Source organism: Streptomyces sp. NPDC086023, assembly GCF_044540325.1.
GTDB lineage: Bacteria > Actinomycetota > Actinomycetes > Streptomycetales > Streptomycetaceae > Streptomyces.
In genome coordinates this window covers 120,809-139,021 of the sequence record NZ_JBITRX010000017.1, presented here as the reverse complement: position 1 = coordinate 139,021, position 18,213 = coordinate 120,809, and the positions used below count along the sequence as shown (strand labels likewise).

At 72.4% G+C, this 18,213-nt stretch carries 15 protein-coding genes; 10 read left to right on the top strand and 5 right to left on the bottom strand.

Annotated elements, in window-relative coordinates:
- Positions 1–7: 7 nt before the first annotated feature.
- A complete protein-coding gene (gene mutM, locus ACIF6F_RS28825) occupies positions 8–868 on the top strand; it encodes a bifunctional DNA-formamidopyrimidine glycosylase/DNA-(apurinic or apyrimidinic site) lyase (RefSeq protein ID WP_399952951.1) in 861 nt (286 codons plus the stop codon).
- Here the strand turns inward: mutM and ACIF6F_RS28820 are convergent.
- On the bottom strand, positions 841–1,248 hold the full coding sequence (locus ACIF6F_RS28820) for a winged helix-turn-helix transcriptional regulator (RefSeq protein WP_399952948.1): 408 nt from the start codon (positions 1,246–1,248) through the stop codon (positions 841–843). The two genes, mutM and ACIF6F_RS28820, sit on opposite strands and share 28 nt — an antisense overlap.
- A 138-nt stretch (positions 1,249–1,386) precedes the next feature.
- On the opposite strand from ACIF6F_RS28820, the gene ACIF6F_RS28815 reads away from it, so the two are divergent.
- Complete coding sequence (locus ACIF6F_RS28815) at positions 1,387–1,986, top strand: flavodoxin family protein (protein WP_399952945.1); 600 nt, start codon at positions 1,387–1,389, stop codon at positions 1,984–1,986.
- Positions 1,987–2,094: 108 nt separating this feature from the next.
- Here the strand turns inward: ACIF6F_RS28815 and ACIF6F_RS28810 are convergent, their stop codons facing one another.
- Positions 2,095–2,952 carry a CAP domain-containing protein gene (locus ACIF6F_RS28810; RefSeq protein ID WP_399952942.1) on the bottom strand — a complete coding sequence of 286 codons (858 nt, stop codon included), beginning with the start codon at positions 2,950–2,952 and terminating at the stop codon, positions 2,095–2,097.
- A 132-nt stretch (positions 2,953–3,084) separates the two neighbouring features.
- On the opposite strand from ACIF6F_RS28810, the gene ACIF6F_RS28805 reads away from it, so the two are divergent.
- The 4 genes from ACIF6F_RS28805 (at position 3,085) to ACIF6F_RS28790 (ending at position 9,580) form a co-directional block, all read left to right on the top strand.
- Positions 3,085–3,366 carry an acylphosphatase gene (locus ACIF6F_RS28805; protein WP_399952939.1) on the top strand — a complete coding sequence of 94 codons (282 nt, stop codon included), beginning with the start codon at positions 3,085–3,087 and terminating at the stop codon, positions 3,364–3,366.
- Between the two features lie 371 nt (positions 3,367–3,737).
- Positions 3,738–3,950 (top strand): hypothetical protein, encoded by a 213-nt coding sequence (locus ACIF6F_RS28800; RefSeq protein ID WP_389475524.1) that lies wholly within the window; start codon positions 3,738–3,740, stop codon positions 3,948–3,950.
- 189 nt (positions 3,951–4,139) lie between these two features.
- On the top strand, positions 4,140–7,967 hold the full coding sequence (locus ACIF6F_RS28795) for an AAA family ATPase (RefSeq protein ID WP_399952934.1): 3,828 nt from the start codon (positions 4,140–4,142) through the stop codon (positions 7,965–7,967).
- Between the two features lie 182 nt (positions 7,968–8,149).
- Positions 8,150–9,580 carry a sugar porter family MFS transporter gene (locus tag ACIF6F_RS28790; protein ID WP_399952931.1) on the top strand — a complete coding sequence of 477 codons (1,431 nt, stop codon included), beginning with the start codon at positions 8,150–8,152 and terminating at the stop codon, positions 9,578–9,580.
- A 100-nt stretch (positions 9,581–9,680) separates the two neighbouring features.
- On the opposite strand, the gene ACIF6F_RS28785 is transcribed toward ACIF6F_RS28790, so the two are convergent.
- Together ACIF6F_RS28785 and ACIF6F_RS28780 are read right to left on the bottom strand one after the other, a co-directional pair.
- Complete coding sequence (locus ACIF6F_RS28785; protein WP_399952927.1) at positions 9,681–10,667, bottom strand: LLM class flavin-dependent oxidoreductase; 987 nt, start codon at positions 10,665–10,667, stop codon at positions 9,681–9,683.
- A 74-nt stretch (positions 10,668–10,741) separates the two neighbouring features.
- Complete coding sequence (locus ACIF6F_RS28780; RefSeq protein ID WP_399952924.1) at positions 10,742–12,211, bottom strand: cytosine permease; 1,470 nt, start codon at positions 12,209–12,211, stop codon at positions 10,742–10,744.
- A 160-nt stretch (positions 12,212–12,371) separates the two neighbouring features.
- Between ACIF6F_RS28780 and ftsY the strand changes: the two genes are divergently transcribed.
- A complete protein-coding gene (ftsY, locus tag ACIF6F_RS28775; RefSeq protein ID WP_399952921.1) occupies positions 12,372–13,595 on the top strand; it encodes a signal recognition particle-docking protein FtsY in 1,224 nt (407 codons plus the stop codon).
- A gap of 104 nt (positions 13,596–13,699) precedes the next feature.
- Here ftsY and ACIF6F_RS28770 read toward each other — a convergent pair whose 3' ends face one another.
- Entirely contained in the window at positions 13,700–14,368 is a 669-nt protein-coding gene (locus tag ACIF6F_RS28770) for a bifunctional DNA primase/polymerase (RefSeq protein WP_399952918.1), read from the bottom strand.
- A gap of 359 nt (positions 14,369–14,727) precedes the next feature.
- On the opposite strand from ACIF6F_RS28770, the gene ACIF6F_RS28765 reads away from it, so the two are divergent.
- The 3 genes from ACIF6F_RS28765 (at position 14,728) to ACIF6F_RS28755 (ending at position 18,207) form a co-directional block, all read left to right on the top strand.
- On the top strand, positions 14,728–16,203 hold the full coding sequence (locus ACIF6F_RS28765) for a hypothetical protein (RefSeq protein WP_399952915.1): 1,476 nt from the start codon (positions 14,728–14,730) through the stop codon (positions 16,201–16,203).
- A gap of 322 nt (positions 16,204–16,525) precedes the next feature.
- A complete protein-coding gene (locus ACIF6F_RS28760) occupies positions 16,526–17,872 on the top strand; it encodes an ammonium transporter (RefSeq protein ID WP_399952912.1) in 1,347 nt (448 codons plus the stop codon).
- Positions 17,869–18,207, top strand: coding sequence for a P-II family nitrogen regulator (locus tag ACIF6F_RS28755; protein ID WP_399952909.1), 339 nt, complete (start codon positions 17,869–17,871; stop codon positions 18,205–18,207). Before ACIF6F_RS28760 ends, ACIF6F_RS28755 begins: the two co-directional genes overlap by 4 nt.
- Positions 18,208–18,213 lie beyond the last annotated feature (6 nt).

The window sequence follows — 18,213 nt, the reverse complement described above, 5'->3', positions numbered from 1 at the left end:
GAACACCGTGCCCGAGCTGCCCGAGGTCGAGGTCGTACGCCGGGGCCTCGCACGCTGGGTCGCCGGACGGACCGTGGCCGAGGCGGAGGTGCTGCACCCCCGCGCGGTACGCCGCCACCCGGCCGGCGGCGAGGACTTCGCGGCCCGGCTCAAGGGCGAGACCATCGGCGAGGCGCGGCGCCGCGGCAAGTACCTCTGGCTGCCGCTGGAGGGCCGGGAGACGTCGGTCCTGGGCCACCTCGGCATGAGCGGCCAGCTGCTCGTCCAGCCCGAGGACGCGCCGGACGAGAAGCACCTGCGCATCAGGCTCCGCTTCGACGACGCCCTCGGCACGGAGCTGCGCTTCGTCGACCAGCGCACCTTCGGCGGCCTCTCGCTGCACGAGAACACCCCGGACGGCCTCCCGGACGTCATCGCGCACATCGCCCGCGACCCCCTCGACCCGCTGTTCGACGAGACGGCCTACCACCTGGCCCTGCGCGCCCGCCGCACCACGGTCAAGCGGGCCCTGCTGGACCAGTCCCTGATCAGCGGCGTCGGCAACATCTACGCCGACGAGGCGCTCTGGCGCGCCCGGCTCCACTACGAGCGCCCCACCGCCACCCTCACCCGCCCGCGCAGCACCGAGCTGCTGGGGCACGTGCGGGACGTGATGAACGCGGCCCTCGCGGTGGGCGGCACGAGCTTCGACAGCCTGTACGTGAACGTCAACGGCGAGTCGGGCTACTTCGACCGGTCCCTGGACGCGTACGGGCGCGAGGACCTGCCCTGCCGTCGCTGCGGCACGCCGGTGCGGCGCCGGCCGTGGATGAACCGGTCGAGCTACTTCTGCCCGCGCTGTCAGAGGGCGCCGCGCTCCGCGTCGTAGCGCTCGCGTGCCGCGATCACCTGCGGCATGTCGGCCTCGACGAGGTCGATCAGCGCCATCAGGCGCTCCGCCACCCCGCGCCCCAGCGGGGTCAGCTCGTAGTCCACCCGAGGCGGGTTGGTCGGCTGCGCCTCGCGGTGCACGATCCCGTCCCGCTCCAGTGCGTGCAGGGTCTGCGACAGCATCTTCTCGCTCACGCCGTCCACGCGGCGGCGCAGCTCGTTGAACCGGCACGTCCCGTCGTACAGCGCCGTGACGGTCAGGCTTCCCCAGCGGCCGGTGACGTGCCCGAGGGTCTCCCGGGACGGACAGGCGCGGGCGAAGACGTCGAACGCCAGGTCTTCGCCGGCGGCGGCGGTGGTGGTCTCCACGCTCTCCATGAGGAACAGGGTACTCCGGGCGCCGCCCACAGGTAAGCGCTAACCAATCGCTTGCGCTTTCCAAAAGTTAGTGCTTACCTTTCTTTCGGCGCCGCGACCGGACGGACCGGTGCCGGACCCCCTGAGGAGAGAACCGCCGTGACCACCACGCACACCCCCGTCGTCTCGATCGCCTACCACTCCGGCTACGGCCACACCGCCGTGATCGCGGAGGCCGTCCGCGCCGGGGCCGCCGAGACCGGCGCCACCGTGCACCTGATCAAGGTCGACGAGATCGACGACGCCCAGTGGGCGCTGCTCGACGGCTCGGACGCGATCGTCTTCGGCTCGCCGACCTACATGGGCACCGCGTCCGGCGCCTTCCACGTCTTCGCCGAGGCCACCTCCAAGCGCTGGTTCGGCGACGCCTGGCAGGACAAGCTCGCGGCCGGCTTCTCCAACTCCGGCTCGAAGAGCGGCGACAAGTCGCACACCCTCCAGTACTTCCAGACCCTGGCCGCGCAGCACGGCATGCACTGGGTCAACCTGGGCCTGAAGCCGGGCTGGAACTCCAGCACCGGTTCCGAGCACGACCTCAACCGCCTCGGCTTCTTCTCCGGCGCCGGCGCCCAGACCAACTCGGACGAGGGTCCCGACGCCGTGCACAAGGCCGACGTCGCGACCGCCGAGCACCTGGGCCGCCGGGTCGCCGAGACGGCCCGCGTCCTGCTGGCGGGCCGGGCGGCCGTGGCCGCCTGAGCCGCGACGCGCGGGCGAGCGCAGACGGGAGGGCCCCGGCACCATCACGATGGTGCCGGGGCCCTCCCGTCCGTACGCTCCCGCCGGGATCCCGGCGCGGCGTCCGGGTCAGAAGCCGAAGTCCTGGGTCCACCAGGGGCCGCCGGAGGCGAAGTGCGCGCCGACGCCCATGGTGCGGAACTCGCAGTTGAGGATGTTCGCGCGGTGGCCGGGACTGTTCATCCAGGCCGCCATCACGGCGTCCGCGTCGCCCTGGCCGCGGGCGATGTTCTCGCCGCCCAGGCCGCCTATGCCGGCGTTGGAGGCGCGGTCCCAGGGGTTCGCGCCGTCGGGGTCGGTGTGGTCGAAGAAGCCCCGAACGGCCATGTCCTTGCTGAAGGCGCCGGCCAGCGCCGCCAGGGGCGGGCTCTGGCGGACCGGGCGGCAGCCGGCCTGGGCACGCTCCTGGTTCACCAGCGCGAGGACGGCGGCCTCGGCGGCGGTGGCCTCGTTCCGCGGCACGACCGGGGCGGAGGCCGGGACCTTCGCCGGGGTGGCCGACGGCTCCGGCCGCACCGGCGCCTTGGTGCTCGCCTGCGGGGCCGGCTTCGCCTTGGGGGCCGGCTTGGCCGCAGGGGTGGGCTTCGTGGCCGGAGCGGGCTTCGCGGACGGCTTCGACGAGGCGGCCGGGGCCTTGCCCGAGCCGCCGGCCTGCGTACCGCTGTCCTTGAGGCTCTTCAGCCCGCTCGGCCGCTGTGCCGCGGTCTGCGTCCGGGGCTCCGGGGACCGGCTCGGCGACGACTGGGCCGTCGTCTTCGCCCCCGACTCCCCGTGGCCGCCCAGGACGAAGTCCTCGCCGACCGGCACCAGACCCGAGGTCACGGCGGCGGCGCCGAGCGCGACGGCCGCGGTCACCCCCAGCAGGCCGGTGCGTACGGGCGCGTTCCGCTTTCCCCGGCGGGGCGCGGGGCTCCGGTGGCGTCCCATCGGCAGTGCCTTTCTTGGGTGCAAGATCAACCTTTACTCACCCAAAAGGGTGAGGGTATTGCTGCGCGACTGTACGCCATGCGGCAAGGCCGTGAAGTGCTCGTCTGCCAATCGGGCGGTTAGCGTTCACGCATGAATGAAGACGTCCGTATGACCGCGTGGGTACGCGGCCGTGTGCAGGGAGTGGGCTTCCGGTGGTTCACCAGGGAGAACGCGATGACGATCGGGGGACTCACCGGATTCGCCCTCAATCTCGACGACGGACGGGTGCAGGTGGTGGCCGAAGGTCAACGTGAGAATTGCCACCGGCTCCTGGAATGGCTGCGGTCTTCCGACACGCCGGGGCGGGTGGACGGCGTCACGGAGATCTGGGGCATCCCGCGCGGCGGTTATGACGGCTTCGGGATGCGCTGACCGGGGGTGACGTGCCGGTCACGCGGGGGGTGGCGAGGTTCGCGGACCTCTTGCCGATCACGCCGCGACATGGAAGGCTCGGGAAGAGGATGATCTCGGCCGTCCGCCATTCGGGCCTGCTGCGCCCCGCGGACCTGCACAGACGATCTCCGGGCCCTGACGCGGGCCGGGTTGCCCGCCGATACGGGGCGTGATCGTGTTGACCGTCAAACTTTTTGGTGAGACGCTGGAAGTCCCCGCGCACCTAGCTGTTTGACGGTGTTCGTCACGAGAACCGCAGTGACGGACAGGCACCGCCGGACTCCGCGGGTGCGATTCCCTCACGACCCACACCGCTTCGGTCGGTCACTCAGTGTGGAGGACCATCCATCATGGCAAAGGCGCTTCTCGGTTACGTCGGCGGTTCCGACCCGCGACTCCTCGCCGAGATGCGACGGCTTCAGCAGCGCGTCCAGGACCTGGAGTCCGAGCTCGTACGGATCCAGTCCGAGAACGACGCGCTGACGGCCGCCGCTCAGCACGGAGACTCGCTGCTGGACAGCATTGACATCGACGTACCCAAGGCGGAGCCTGCGCTCACCTGATCGCTTCGACCCGCTCGTTCGCTGTCACTACTCCCGCGTGATCTGCAAGGGACGCTTCGGCGTCCCTTCTTTCTTTTGCCCGGACGGGGACGGCGCACCGCCCGGAGGAGGACGGGGAGATTCTTTAACGTCTGATGTGCCCTGCACCTTCATATGTGAAACCGGAAGTGAAAGGTAGAGTCCGGCGGCGTGCACCTCAAGGCCCTGACTCTCCGCGGATTCAAATCCTTCGCCTCCGCGACCACGCTCCGCTTCGAGCCCGGCATCACCTGTGTCGTGGGACCCAACGGCTCCGGCAAGTCGAATGTGGTGGACGCGCTTTCCTGGGTCATGGGTGAACAGGGAGCCAAGTCCCTGCGCGGCGGGAAGATGGAGGACGTCATCTTCGCCGGCACCACGGGCCGCCCGCCGCTCGGCCGCGCCGAGGTCTCCCTCACCATCGACAACTCCGACGGCGCGCTGCCCATCGAATACGCCGAAGTCACCATCACGCGGATCATGTTCCGCGGGGGCAGCAGCGAGTACCAGATCAACGGCGACACCTGCCGGCTGCTCGACATCCAGGAACTCCTCTCCGACTCCGGCATCGGCCGGGAGATGCACGTCATCGTCGGCCAGGGCCAGCTGGACTCCGTGCTCCACGCCGACCCCATGGGCCGCCGCGCCTTCATCGAGGAGGCGGCCGGCGTCCTCAAGCACCGCAAGCGCAAGGAGAAGGCGCTGCGGAAGCTCGACGCGATGCAGGCCAACCTCGCCCGCGTCCAGGACCTGACCGAGGAACTCCGCCGCCAGCTCAAGCCCCTGGGCCGGCAGGCCGCCGTGGCGCGCCGCGCCGCCGTGATCCAGGCCGACCTGCGCGACGCCCGGCTGCGCCTGCTGGCCGACGACCTGGTCACCCTGCGGGCCGCCCTGGCCGCCGAACTCGCCGACGAGGCTGCCCTCAAGGAGCGCAAGGAGGCCGCCGAGGCCGAACTCGCCGCCGCCCTGCGCCGTGAGTCCGAGCTGGAGGAGGCGGTGCGCGAACTGACGCCGCGTCTCCAGCGCGCCCAGCAGACCTGGTACGAGCTGTCCCAGCTCGCCGAACGCGTGCGAGGCACCGTCTCCCTGGCCGACGCACGGGTCAAGAGCGCCACGGCGCCGGCCGAGGAGGAGCGCCGCGGCCGCGACCCCGAGGACATGGAGCGCGAGGCGGCCCGGATCCGCGAGCAGGAGGCGGAGCTGTCGGCCGCCCTGGAGGCGGCCGAGCGGGCCCTGGAGGACACGGTCGCGCACCGGGCCGAGCTGGAGCGTTCGCTGGCGCTGGAGGAACGGCGCCTGAAGGACGTGGCACGGGCCATCGCGGACCGCCGCGAGGGGCTCGCCCGGCTGAGCGGCCAGGTGGGTGCGGCGCGTTCGCGGGCCGCCGCCGCGCAGGCCGAGATCGACCGGCTGGCCGAGGCCCGGGACGCGGCGGCCGAACGGGCCGTGCGGGCCCAGGAGGAGTACGAGGAACTGCGGGCCGAGGTCGAGGCGCTGGACACCGGCGACGAGGCGCTGGCCGCGGAGCACGAGGCCGCGCGGGCCGAGCTGGCCGGGGCCGAGGCCGCCCTCGCGGCCACCCGGGACGCCCTGACCGCGGCGGAGCGGGAGCGGGCGGCGGTGCGCGCCCGGCACGACGCCCTCGCCCTGGGCCTGCGCCGCAAGGACGGTACGGGCGCCCTGCTGGCGGCGCGGGACCGGCTCGCCGGACTGCTGGGCCCGGCGGCGGAGCTGCTGTCGGTCACCCCGGGGTACGAGGTCCCGGTCGCGGCGGCGCTCGGGGCGGCGGCCGACGCGCTGGCCGTGGCCGACACCGAGGCCGCCGTGGCCGCCCTGCGGCACCTGCGCACCGCGGACGCGGGCCGGGCGACGCTGCTGGTGACAGGGGTCCCGGGCGGTACGGCCGGAACCGGCGCGGGCATCCCGCACCCCGCGGCCGCGCCCGGTGACGTGGCGGCAACCGGGGCCGGGTGCCCTGACCCGGCCGCCGCACCCGGTTCCGCCGCGGGCCGCGTCCCGGCGCCGGCGGGGGAGTGGCACGGCGGCCCAGGAGCCGCGGGAGCCGACGCGACGGCCCCGCCGGCGGGTGCCGCCGAGGGGCGGGACGGCGGGGAGCGGGCCGGGGACCCGGAGCCGGACCGTCCCGCGGTCCCCGCCGAGGCGCCGGGCCGGGCCGCTCAGGTGGTCGCCGGCGTGCGCACCGTACTCGTGGCCGACCTGGTGAGCGGGCCCGCCGGGGTGATGGCGGCCGTGCGCCGGGTGGTGCGCGACTTCGTGGTGGTGGACACGCTCGACGCGGCCGCCGAACTGGTGCGCGGGCGCGGCGACCTGGTCGCCGTCACGGCCGACGGCGACGTGCTCGGCACGCACCTCGCGTACGGCGGCGCCGCCGGCGCGCCCAGCCTGCTGGAGGTGCAGGCCTCCGTCGACGAGGCGGCGGCCCGGCTCGTCGAGCTCGACGGCCGTTGCGGAGAGCTGACGGAGGGCCAGAAGGCGGCCGGCGCGCGGCGGGCCGGGTGCGCGGCCCGGGTGGAGGAGCTGGGCGAGCGCCGGCGCGCCGCGGAGAAGGAGAAGTCCGGCGTCGCGCAGCAGCTGGGCCGGCTGGCCGGCCAGGCCCGGGGCGCCGCCGGCGAGGCCGAGCGCGCCGCCACCGCGGCGGCCAAGGCCCAGGACGCCCTGGAGCGGGCCCTCGAAGAGGCCGAGGAGCTGGCCGCCCGGCTGGTGACGGCCGAGGAGATGCCCGCGGAGGAGGAGCCGGACAACGCGGTGCGCGACCGCCTCGCGGCCGACGGCGCCAACGCCCGGCAGACCGAGATGGAGGCCCGCCTCCAGCTGCGCACCCACGAGGAGCGCGTCAAGGGGCTGGCCGGCCGGGCCGATGCCCTCGACCGCGGGGCCAGGGCCGAGCGCGAGGCCCGCGCCAGGGCCGAGCGGAGGCGGGCCAGGCTGCGCCACGAGGCGGCGGTGGCCTCCGCGGTCGGCGACGGTGCGCGGCAGCTGCTGGCTCACATCGAGGTGTCGCTCGGCCGGGCCCGGTCCGAGCGCGAGGCCGCCGAGCAGGCCAAGGGCGTCCGCGAGCAGCAGCTGGCGCACGAGCGCAACCACGGCCGGGACCTCAAGGGCGAGCTGGACAAGCTCACCGACTCCGTCCACCGAGGGGAGGTGCTGGGCGCCGAGAAGCGGCTGCGCATCGAGGCCCTGGAGGCCAGGGCCCTGGAGGAGCTGGGCGTCGAGCCGGCCGGCCTGGTCGCCGAGTACGGGCCCGACCAGCCCGTGCCGCCCTCGCTGCCCGCCGAGGGCGAGGAGCTGCCCGAGGACCCCGACCACCCGCGCAACCGGCCGGGCCCCTTCGTCCGTGCGCAGCAGGAGAAGCGGCTGAAGGCCGCCGAGCGCGCGTACCAGCAGCTGGGCAAGGTCAACCCGCTGGCCCTGGAGGAGTTCGCCGCCCTGGAGGACCGGCACAAGTTCCTGAGCGAGCAGCTGGACGACCTGCGGAAGACCCGTGCCGACCTGCTCCAGGTGGTGAAGGAGGTCGACGAGCGCGTCGAGCAGGTCTTCACCGAGGCCTACCGGGACACCGCCCGCGAGTTCGAAGGGGTGTTCTCCCGGCTCTTCCCGGGCGGCGAGGGGCGGCTCGTGCTGACCGACCCGGACAACATGCTCACCACGGGTGTCGACGTCGAGGCGCGTCCGCCGGGCAAGAAGGTGAAGCGGCTGTCGCTGCTCTCGGGCGGCGAGCGGTCGCTGACGGCCGTGGCCATGCTGGTGTCGATCTTCAAGGCCCGGCCCAGTCCCTTCTACGTGATGGACGAGGTCGAGGCCGCCCTGGACGACACCAACCTCCAGCGGCTGATCCGGATCATGCAGGAGCTCCAGGAGAGCTCCCAGCTGATCGTGATCACGCACCAGAAGCGCACGATGGAGGTCGCGGACGCCCTCTACGGCGTCTCGATGCAGGGCGACGGTGTGTCCAAGGTGATCAGCCAGCGCCTCCGATAGGGCGACTTGCTTCACATCTTGAAGTCATCAACGGATGTCTCCCGTTGAAGTGAACCTCTTACCCGCTATTGACTTCAAAAAGTGAACACATAAGCTCTGGTGCGCTGCCTCTCGTCTTCAGGTGCGCGCGATCTTGACCTGTGCGCAACTAGGAGGACGGACGAAACCCCACGGAGCACACCTTGACCAGCACAGCGAAGGCGCCCTCGCCGGGCGGCGGCAACGCCTCCCAGCCCGATCACCTCGGCCACGTCATCTTCATCACCGCGGCCGCGGCGATGGGCGGTTTCCTCTTCGGCTACGACAGCTCCGTGATCAACGGTGCCGTCGAGGCCATCCGGGAGCGCTTCGACATCGGCTCGGAGGCCCTGGCCCAGGTCATCGCCGCGGCGCTGATCGGCTGCGCCTTCGGTGCCGCCACCGCCGGCCGGATCGCCGACCGGATCGGCCGCATCCGGGTCATGCAGATCGCCGCCGTGCTCTTCACCGCCAGCGCCATCGGCTCGGCCCTGCCCTTCGCCCTGTGGGACCTGGCGATGTGGCGCGTCATCGGCGGCTTCGGCATCGGCATGGCCTCGGTGATCGGCCCCGCGTACATCGCCGAGGTCTCGCCCCCCGCCTACCGCGGCCGGCTCGCCTCGTTCCAGCAGGCCGCCATCGTCACCGGCATCGCCATCTCCCAGCTGGTCAACTGGGGCATCCTCAACCTCGCCGACGGCGACCAGCGCGGCGAGATCGGCGGCCTGGAGGCCTGGCAGTGGATGCTGGGCGTGATGGTCGTCCCGGCCGTGATCTACGGCCTGCTCTCCTTCGTGATCCCCGAGTCCCCGCGCTTCCTGATCTCCGTCGGCCGCGAAGACGCCGCCAAGAAGGTGCTCGCCGAGGTGGAGGGCTCCCACGTGGACCTGGACGCCCGCGTCCGGGAGATCCACCAGGCGATGAGCTCCGAGGTCAAGTCCACCTTCAAGGACCTGCGCGGAGGCCGCTTCGGCCTGCTGCCGATCGTCTGGATCGGCATCGGCCTGTCCGTCTTCCAGCAGCTCGTCGGCATCAACGTGATCTTCTACTACAGCTCCTCGCTGTGGCAGTCCGTCGGCATCGACCCGACCAGCTCGTTCCTCTACTCCTTCACCACGTCGATCATCAACATCATCGGCACCGTGATCGCGATGATCTTCGTGGACCGGATCGGCCGCAAGCCGCTGGCCCTGATCGGCTCGGTGGGCATGGCCCTCTCCCTCGCGGCGTGCGCATGGGCCTTCTCGTACAAGGAGGAGATCAACGGGGAGATCTCCATGCCGCACGACCAGGGCATCGTCGCCCTCGTCGCCGCGCACTTCTTCGTCCTCTTCTTCGCCCTCTCCTGGGGCGTGGTGGTGTGGGTCCTGCTCGGCGAGATGTTCCCCAACCGCATCCGGGCCGCCGCGCTGGGCGTGGCCGCCGCCGCCCAGTGGGTCGCCAACTGGGCCATCACGGTCACTTTCCCGACCCTGTCCGACTGGAACCTGTCGGGCGCGTACGTGATCTACACCTGCTTCGCCGTGCTCTCGATCCCCTTCGTCATCAAGTTCGTGCCGGAGACCAAGGGCAAGGCGCTGGAGGAGATGGGCTGATCAACCCCGCCCTGCCCGCTCCTCGAACGGCGGCACCGCCCCGGCCCCTCCTCGGGGCGGGGCGGTGTCCGTCCGCCGGCGCTCCGCCGGGCCCCGGGGGTCAGCCCTTGAGGCGGGGCAGCACCTGCTCGCAGAGCAGCTGCAGGCTCCGCCAGCCCTCGTCCACCGGCATTCCCCCGCACAGCGGGTGCAGCACCAGGTTCCCCGCCTCGCCCGCGCCGCGGGCGTACGCGACCGCCTCGTCCGGCGTGAGGATCCGGTACACGCCCTCCGCGCGCAGCTCCTCGACCGTCCTGGCGGTGGACCGTACCGCCGAGCGGATGTCCTTGGACTGCCAGGACGCGTACATGCCGGCCTCGTGCAGGAAGTGCCGGCCGTACTCGGCCCACGTCCGGTCCGGGTCCTCCGCCACGTGCAGCAGCGGGGTCTCCGCGGCCGGCATCATGCAGAAGCCCTCGGTGCCGTGCTCCGCCAGCTGGGCCTGGTAGTACGCCTCCAGCTCCGGCAGGTGCGCGCTCGGGAAGAACGGCAGCCCGAGCCGCGCCGCCCGCCGGGCCGCCGCGCGGGAGCTGCCGCCGACCAGCAGCAGCGGGTGCGGCTGCGTGAAGGGAACGGGGGTGACCCGCACCGTCCGGCCGCGGTACTCGAAGGGCTCGCCGGTCCACGCCTTCAGCAGGGTCTCCAGCAGGTCGTCCTGGAGCCTGCCGCGCCTGCCCCACTCCACCCCGTGCTGCTCGTACTCCTCCGGGCGGTACCCGATGCCGGCCACGGTCACCAGGCGTCCCCCGCTCAGCAGGTCGAGCACCGCCACGTCCTCGGCGACGCGCAGCGGGTCGTACAGCGGACCGATGATCGCCGAGACGGTGACCGCGATCCGGCGGGTGGCGCCGAACACGGCCCCGGCGAAGGCGAAGGGGGAGGGCAGCCAGTTGTTGTCCGTGCCGTGGTGCTCCTCGGTCTGGACGGTGTCGATGCCGCGGTCGTCCGCGTACGCCGCCATCTCCAGCGCGGCCTTGTAGCGGGCCGAGAGGGACTCCGGGGTCCCCTCCGGTTCGACGAGATTGAACCGGGCCACGGTGATGGGCATGGAGAGTCCCCCTTCGCCGGATGCTGGACCGGCCGGGAGGGGCCGGGCGAAGGGGGACGTTAGCTGACGTCGCGTCAGTTGGACAGGGATCCGGCGGGCTCGCGCTCCGCTTCCGGCCGCGCCCCCGCGGGCCGCTCCGTGCGGGCCGGCCCGGCGGTGCGCGGCAGTACGGCGTACAGCAGGCCGGAGGTGACGATGCCCGCCACCCAGCCCAGGCCGTTCTCGCCGATCCAGGTGCCGGCGAGCGGCCCGGCGAACCAGTCGACCTTCGTGAACAGCAGCCCCACCAGCAGGGCCGCGCCCCAGGCCGTCATCGCCTGCCAGGCGAAGCCGCCCCGGTACCAGTACGCGCTGGAGCGGCCGGTGTCGAGCAGGGCGTGCGCGTCGTACGTACGGCCGCGCCACAGGTCCACGCCGAACACGCCGATCCAGGCGGAGAAGGCGACGGCGAGCAGGGTCAGGAAGGAGATGAAGGAGCCGAAGAAGCTCGTGGCGACGACCATCAGCAGGAAGCCGAAGAGCAGGCTGATCGCGGCGTTCACGCTCACCGCCCAGGCGCGCGGCACCCTGATGCCCAGGGTCTGCGCGGTGAAGCCGGCCGAGTACATGGACATCGAGTTGATCAGCAGCATCCCGACCAGGGCGACCAGCAGGTACGGGACGGCGATCCAGGTGGGCAGCAGCTCGCCGATGAAGGAGACCGGGTCCTGCGCGGTGGCCAGGTCGGGCGTGCCCACCGCCATCACCGCACCCATGAGCACCATCGGGACCACGACGAGCGCGGCGCCGCCGATCGTCGCGCCGACCATGCCGCGGGAGGACGCGGTGCGCGGCAGGTAGCGCGTGAAGTCCGGGCCGGACGGCACCCAGCTGAGGCCGCCCGCGGCGATCGTGCCGATGCCCGCGACCATCATGGCCGTCGACCCGGCCGGCTTGGCGAAGACCGCGGACCAGTCGGTGTCGGCGACCAGGTAGCCGAGGACGGCCACGCTGAAGCCGCCGAAGAGGTACGTCGACCACTTGCTGCACACCCGCAGGGCGTTGATGCCCAGACCCGAGACCAGGAAGGTGCAGCCGACGAACAGCAGCAGCGTGACCACGATCAGGACGGTGTTGCTCTGCACCCCGAACAGCAGGTCCAGCACGGTCAGGACGGCGTACGCGCCGCTGACCGCGTTGATGGTCTCCCAGCCCCACCGGGCGATCCAGATCAGCGCGCCGGGGAAGAGGTTGCCGCGCTGCCCGAAGACCGCGCGGGAGAGTGCCATGCCCGGCGCGCCGCCCCGCTTGCCCGCGATGGAGATCAGGCCGACCAACCCGTACGAGACGACCGGCGCGACGACGGCGACGACCAGCACCTGCCACAGGTTCAGCCCGTTGAAGATCACCAGGCCGGCGCCCATGGTCAGCAGCAGCACGCTGATGTTGGCCGCGACCCAGGTCGGCACCAGTTCACGGACGCGGCCGCCGCGCTCGTGGTCCGGGACCGGCTCCAGGCCGCGGGTCTCTATCGCGCCGTCGGGCTCGGCGGACTCGGCAGGCATCGACGCTCCGTGGGGCAGGGAAACGGGGGAATCCGTACAGACGGGGGAAGTCGTCCATCATCGTAGATTCACACCGAAAAGCCCAAACAGAGGCTTAAGCCCTTGTGCCAGGCGACGAGGTCCCCGCCCCGCGGCGGCCGTGGCCGATACTGGTCGGGTTATGGAAATCCTGATTCTCGCTGTAGTCATCGCCCTGGTCGCGGTCGGCGCGATCACCGGGCTCGTGGTCAGCGGCCGCAAGAAGAAGCAGCTGCCGCCCACGGCGCCGACGAGCACGCCGACCATCACTGCCCCGCCCGCGGAACCGCAGGTGGGGGAGGACGCCGCGCAGACGGCGGAGGAGCCGCGCCGCACGATCGAGGAGGTCGTGCTCCCCGAGGCGGAGGCGCGCAACCCGGTCGCCGTCGAGGAGCCGGCCGCGGAGCCGGAGGCTCCGGCCGCCCCCGAGATCGAGGTGCCCGAGCCCACCGCCGGCCGCCTGGTCCGGCTGCGCGCCCGCCTCTCGCGCTCGCAGAACTCGCTCGGGAAGGGCCTGCTCACGCTGCTCTCCCGCGAGCACCTCGACGAGGACACCTGGGAGGAGATCGAGGAGACCCTGCTCGTCGCGGACGTCGGTGTCGCCCCCACCCAGGAGCTGGTCGACCGGCTCCGCGAGCGGGTCAAGGTGCTCGGCACCCGCACCCCCGAGGACCTGCGCGCGCTGCTGCGCGAGGAGCTCGTGGCCATCATCGGCCCCGACATGGACCGCCGGGTCAAGACCGAGAGCGGCCTCGACACCCCCGGCGTCGTGATGGTCGTCGGCGTCAACGGCACCGGCAAGACCACCACCACCGGCAAGCTCGCCCGCGTCCTCGTCGCCGACGGCCGCAGCGTGGTGCTGGGCGCGGCCGACACCTTCCGTGCCGCCGCGGCGGACCAGCTCCAGACCTGGGGCGAGCGCGTGGGCGCCCGTACCGTCCGCGGCCCCGAGGGCGGCGACCCGGCCTCCATCGCGTTCGACGCGGTCAAGGAGGGCATCGCCGAGGGCGCCGACGTGGTGCTCATCGACACCGCGGGCCGGCTGCACACCAAGACCGGCCTGATGGACGAGCTCGGCAAGGTCAAGCGCGTCGTCGAGAAGCACGGCCCGCTGGACGAGATCCTGCTCGTCCTCGACGCCACCACCGGCCAGAACGGCCTGGTCCAGGCCCGCGTGTTCGCGGAGGTCGTGGACATCACCGGCATCGTGCTCACCAAGCTCGACGGCACCGCCAAGGGCGGCATCGTCATCGCCGTCCAGCGCGAGCTGGGCGTCCCCGTCAAGCTCGTCGGCCTCGGCGAGGGCGCGGACGACCTGGCCCCCTTCGAGCCCGGCGCGTTCGTCGACGCCCTGATCGGCGACTGACCGCCCGCACGCCGCTCCGTGCCGGCCGGCACGACCCCGTACGCGAGGACGCCCCCCCGCACCGCCCGGTGCGGGGGGGCGTCCTCGTCCGCGGAGGGGGCCGGTCAGAAGCGGTGCAGGCGGTGGCAGATGTACGCCAGGGTGCCCAGCAGCAGCCGCGCCTGCGGCGGCCGGCCCGCCGTGTCCAGGGTCGGCGGCCGCAGCCAGCCCACCGCGCCGAGCCCGGAGCGGTCCGAGGGAGGCGCGGTGACGAACGTACCCGGGCCCAGCGCGCGCAGGTCCAGGTCCGCGTCGTCCCAGCCCATCCGGTACAGCAGCCCCGGCAGCTCCGCCGCCGCGCCCGGCGCCACGAAGAACTGCGCCCGGCCGGCCGGGGTCACCGCCACCGGGCCCAGCGGCAGCCCCATCCGCTCCAGCCGGACCAGCGCCCGCCGCCCGGCCTCCTCGGCGACCTCGATGACGTCGAAGGAGCGGCCCACCGGGAGCAGCACCGCGGCGCCCGGGAACGCGCCCCACGCCTCGGTCACCTCGTCCAGGGTCGCCCCGGCGGGCACCTCGGCCCCGAAGGTCAGCGGATGCGCCCCGGGCGCGGCGCACTGCGCGTCCCCGCAGGAGCACTCCCCGGCGGCCGAGGCGCGCGTCCCGGGGACCACGTCCCAGCCCCACAGTCCGGTGTACTCCGCCACCGCTGTGCACTCCGACATCCGGCCCCGGCGCCGGGACCCGGACCGGAACTCCTTGGTGCCCCGGCTGCTGCCGATCGTGAAGCCCATGCCCCCTCCAACGGGTCCAACTCGCCGGTGGTTACGAGGCCGTGCGGACGGGACGCCGCGGCGCTGCCCGGCGCACTCCTCGCAGTGCGCGCCCCGCCGCACATCCCTCCGCCCGGCCGCTGCCACTTAACGCGTGCCGTGTCCAGTGAATCGCGCTTCGTGGGTGGCGAGTTCATTCGAAGGGGTGGCGAATGGTGGCGTTTCTGGAATCGACCTCGCCGTAGGGGTGATCGTAGGATTACTTTCGGTGCACACACCCCGACGGCGCACACATCCATGGGTATGCCGGAGGCAAGGCGGCCGCCGGCCGGCCGCGGCCGGGGTGGATGCGAAGAGGCTGAGCGGATGGGGGCGTTCCAGTGAGCGGCAACGGCGCAAGCGGAACTCAAGCCGAGAAGCGCCCGAACGAACAGCTGAGCTCGTGGTTCGTGCGCAGTGGCTGGTCCAAGGGCGAGCTGGCCCGTCAGGTCAACCGCCGGGCACGCCAGTTGGGTGCCCACCACATCAGCACGGACACCTCCCGCGTGCGTCGCTGGCTCGACGGTGAGCAGCCCCGCGAGCCCATCCCGCGGATCCTCTCCGAGCTGTTCTCCGAGCGCTTCGGCGCCGTGGTCGCCATCGAGGACCTCGGCCTGCGCACCGCCCACCAGTCGCCGTCCGTCTCCGGGGTCGACCTCCCCTGGGCGGGCCCCCAGACCGTCGCCCTCCTCAGCGAGTTCTCGCGCAGCGACCTCATGCTCGCCCGCCGGGGCTTCCTCGGCACCTCGCTCGCACTCTCCGCCGGCCCCGCCCTCATCGAGCCGATGCAGCGCTGGCTCGTGCCCGTCCCGGCCGCCGACCCGGGACCGCGCGAGAGCGGGCCGGCGGGCCGTCGCCCGCCCCGCCTCTCCGAGCCCGAGCTGGACCTCCTCGAAGCCACCACCGTGATGTTCCGCCAGTGGGACGCCCAGTGCGGCGGCGGCCTGCGCCGCAAGGCCGTGGTCGGGCAGCTCCACGAGGTCACCGACCTCCTCCAGGAACCCCACCCCGCCGCCACGATGAAGCGGCTCTTCAAGGTCGCCGCGGAACTGGCCGAACTCGCCGGGTGGATGAGCTACGACATCGGCCTCCAGCCGACCGCCCAGAAGTACTTCGTGCTGGGCCTGCACGCCGCCAAGGAGGCCGGTGACAAGCCCCTGGGCTCGTACATCCTCTCCAACATGAGCCGGCAGATGATCCACCTCGGCCGCCCCGAGGACGCCCTGGAGCTCATCCACCTCGCCCAGTACGGCAGCCGCGACTGCGCCACGCCCCGCACCCAGGCCATGCTGTATGCGATGGAGGCCCGCGCGTACGCGAACATGGGCCAGCCCAGCCGCTGCAAGCGCGCCGTCCGGATGGCCGAGGACACCTTCGCCGACGTGGGCATGGGCGGCGAGCCCGAGCCGGACTGGATCCGCTTCTTCTCCGAGGCCGAGCTCAACGGCGAGAACTCCCACTCCTACCGCGACCTCGCCTACGTCGCCGGGCGCAGCCCCATGTACGCGTCCATGGCCGAGCCGGTGATGGAGCGGGCCGTCGAGCTCTTCCAGAAGGACGACGAGCACCAGCGCTCGTACGCCCTCAACCTCATCGGCATGGCCACCGTCCACCTCCTCCAGCGGCAGCCCGAGCAGGCCGCCGCCATGGCCGAGCGCGGCCTGGTGGTGGCCAGAAAGATACGGTCCGAGCGGGTGAACACCCGGCTCCGGAAGACCGTGGACACGGCCGTCCGCGCATACGGGGACGTCGCCGAGATCGTCTCCCTCACCGAGCACCTGGCCGCCCAGCTGCCCGAGACGGCGGAGGCCGTCTAGCGGCCCGCCCCGGGCCCGCAAAGCCCCGGCCGCGGCAGTCACCCCGTTAGCCCGACTCGGCTCCCCCATTGCCAGGTCACCGGGTGCTGCCGCGGCCGGCCCGTGTCCGGACCCGGCCCCGCCGGGCCCGAGCCCGTTCATGGGGGCGTAACACGTCCGACTCCTTCGTCACCGCCGCGAAACATCGAGCGGCAACGCCGGAAACCGGCCTGCGCGAATCTCTGGGCCATAACCGGCCAGCCAGCCGGGACGGCCAGCCCCCTTGCGCCGTCAGGTTCCCACGATCGCCCGCACGCGACGTACCGACGACGAGGAGACGCCGATGGCCCCAGCCATCACGACCCTTGCCGCAGACGCCCCCGAGCTGTCTGCAGCCAACACCGGGTTCATGCTCATCTGCTCCGCCCTGGTCATGCTCATGACCCCCGGGCTCGCCTTCTTCTACGGCGGCATGGTCCGCGTGAAGAGCAGCCTCAACATGCTGATGATGAGCTTCATCAGCCTCGGGATCGTCACGATCCTCTGGGTGCTCTACGGCTTCAGCCTCGCCTTCGGGACCGACTCCGGCTCGCTCATCGGCTGGAACTCCGACTACGTCGGCCTCGGCAACATCGGCCTGACGGAGCTGTGGGACGGCTACACCGTCCCCGTCTACGTCTTCGCCGTCTTCCAGCTGATGTTCGCGATCATCACCCCCGCACTGATCAGCGGCGCCCTCGCGGACCGCGTCAAGTTCTCCGCCTGGGTGCTCTTCACCGCCCTCTGGGTCACCGTCGTCTACTTCCCCGTCGCCCACTGGGTCTGGGGCACCGGCGGCTGGCTCTTCGAAATGGGCGTCATCGACTTCGCCGGCGGCACCGCGGTCCACATCAACGCCGGCGCCGCGGCGCTCGGCGTGATCCTCGTCATCGGCAAGCGCGTCGGCTTCAAGAAGGACCCGATGCGCCCCCACAGCCTCCCGCTGGTCATGCTCGGCGCCGGCCTGCTGTGGTTCGGCTGGTTCGGCTTCAACGCCGGCTCCTGGCTCGGCAACGACGACGGCGTCGGCGCCGTGATGTTCGTCAACACGCAGGTCGCCACCGCCGCCGCCATGCTCGCCTGGCTCGGCTACGAGAAGCTGCGCCACGGCTCCTTCACCACCCTCGGCGCCGCCTCCGGCGCCGTCGCCGGCCTCGTCGCCATCACCCCCTCCGGCGGCTCCTGCTCCCCGCTCGGCGCCATCGCCATCGGCGCGATCGCCGGCCTCCTCTGCGCCATGGCCGTGGGCCTGAAGTACAAGCTCGGCTACGACGACTCCCTCGACGTCATCGGCGTCCACCTCGTCGGCGGCGTCGTCGGCTCCCTCCTCGTCGGCCTCTTCGCCACCGGCGGCGTCCAGTCCAAGGCCAAGGGCCTCTTCTACGGCGGCGGCTTCGAGCAGCTCGGCAAGCAGGCCATCGGCGTCTTCGCGGTCCTCGCCTACTCTCTGGTCGCGTCCGCGCTGCTCGCCTTCCTGCTCGACAAGACGATCGGGATGCGCGTCTCCGAGGACGACGAGGTCTCCGGCATCGACCAGGTCGAGCACGCCGAGACCGCGTACGACTTCAGCGGAGCCGGCGGGGGTGCGGCCGGCCGCACCGCCACCGCCGTCGCCGCCCCCGCCCAGGACGCCAAGAAGGTGGACGCATGAAGCTCATCACCGCGATCGTGAAGCCCCACAAGCTGGACGAGATCAAGGAGGCCCTCCAGACCTTCGGGGTCCAGGGACTCACGGTCACCGAGGCCAGCGGGTACGGCCGCCAGCGCGGCCACACCGAGGTCTACCGCGGTGCCGAGTACACCGTCGACCTCGTACCCAAGATCCGCATCGAGGTCGTCGTCTCCGACGACGACGCGGCCGACGTCATGGAGATCGTCGTCAAGGCCGCCCGGACCGGCAAGATCGGTGACGGCAAGGTCTGGAGCGTCCCGGTCGACTCCGTCGTCCGCGTACGCACCGGCGAGCGCGGCGCAGACGCGCTCTAGGAAACG

What these genes read in the sequence shown, in the direction of transcription:
- ACIF6F_RS28800 (WP_389475524.1), top strand. Translation starts at nt 3,738, where the DNA reads ATGGCAAAGGCGCTTCTCGGTTACGTCGGCGGTTCCGACCCGCGACTC.
- ACIF6F_RS28760 (WP_399952912.1), top strand. Translation starts at nt 16,526, where the DNA reads ATGGCCCCAGCCATCACGACCCTTGCCGCAGACGCCCCCGAGCTGTCT.
- ACIF6F_RS28770 (WP_399952918.1), bottom strand. Translation starts at nt 14,368, where the DNA reads ATGGGCTTCACGATCGGCAGCAGCCGGGGCACCAAGGAGTTCCGGTCC.
- ACIF6F_RS28810 (WP_399952942.1), bottom strand. Translation starts at nt 2,952, where the DNA reads ATGGGACGCCACCGGAGCCCCGCGCCCCGCCGGGGAAAGCGGAACGCG.
- ACIF6F_RS28820 (WP_399952948.1), bottom strand. Translation starts at nt 1,248, where the DNA reads ATGGAGAGCGTGGAGACCACCACCGCCGCCGCCGGCGAAGACCTGGCG.
- ACIF6F_RS28805 (WP_399952939.1), top strand. Translation starts at nt 3,085, where the DNA reads ATGAATGAAGACGTCCGTATGACCGCGTGGGTACGCGGCCGTGTGCAG.
- ACIF6F_RS28780 (WP_399952924.1), bottom strand. Translation starts at nt 12,211, where the DNA reads ATGCCTGCCGAGTCCGCCGAGCCCGACGGCGCGATAGAGACCCGCGGC.
- ACIF6F_RS28755 (WP_399952909.1), top strand. Translation starts at nt 17,869, where the DNA reads ATGAAGCTCATCACCGCGATCGTGAAGCCCCACAAGCTGGACGAGATC.
- ACIF6F_RS28785 (WP_399952927.1), bottom strand. Translation starts at nt 10,667, where the DNA reads ATGCCCATCACCGTGGCCCGGTTCAATCTCGTCGAACCGGAGGGGACC.
- ftsY (WP_399952921.1), top strand. Translation starts at nt 12,372, where the DNA reads ATGGAAATCCTGATTCTCGCTGTAGTCATCGCCCTGGTCGCGGTCGGC.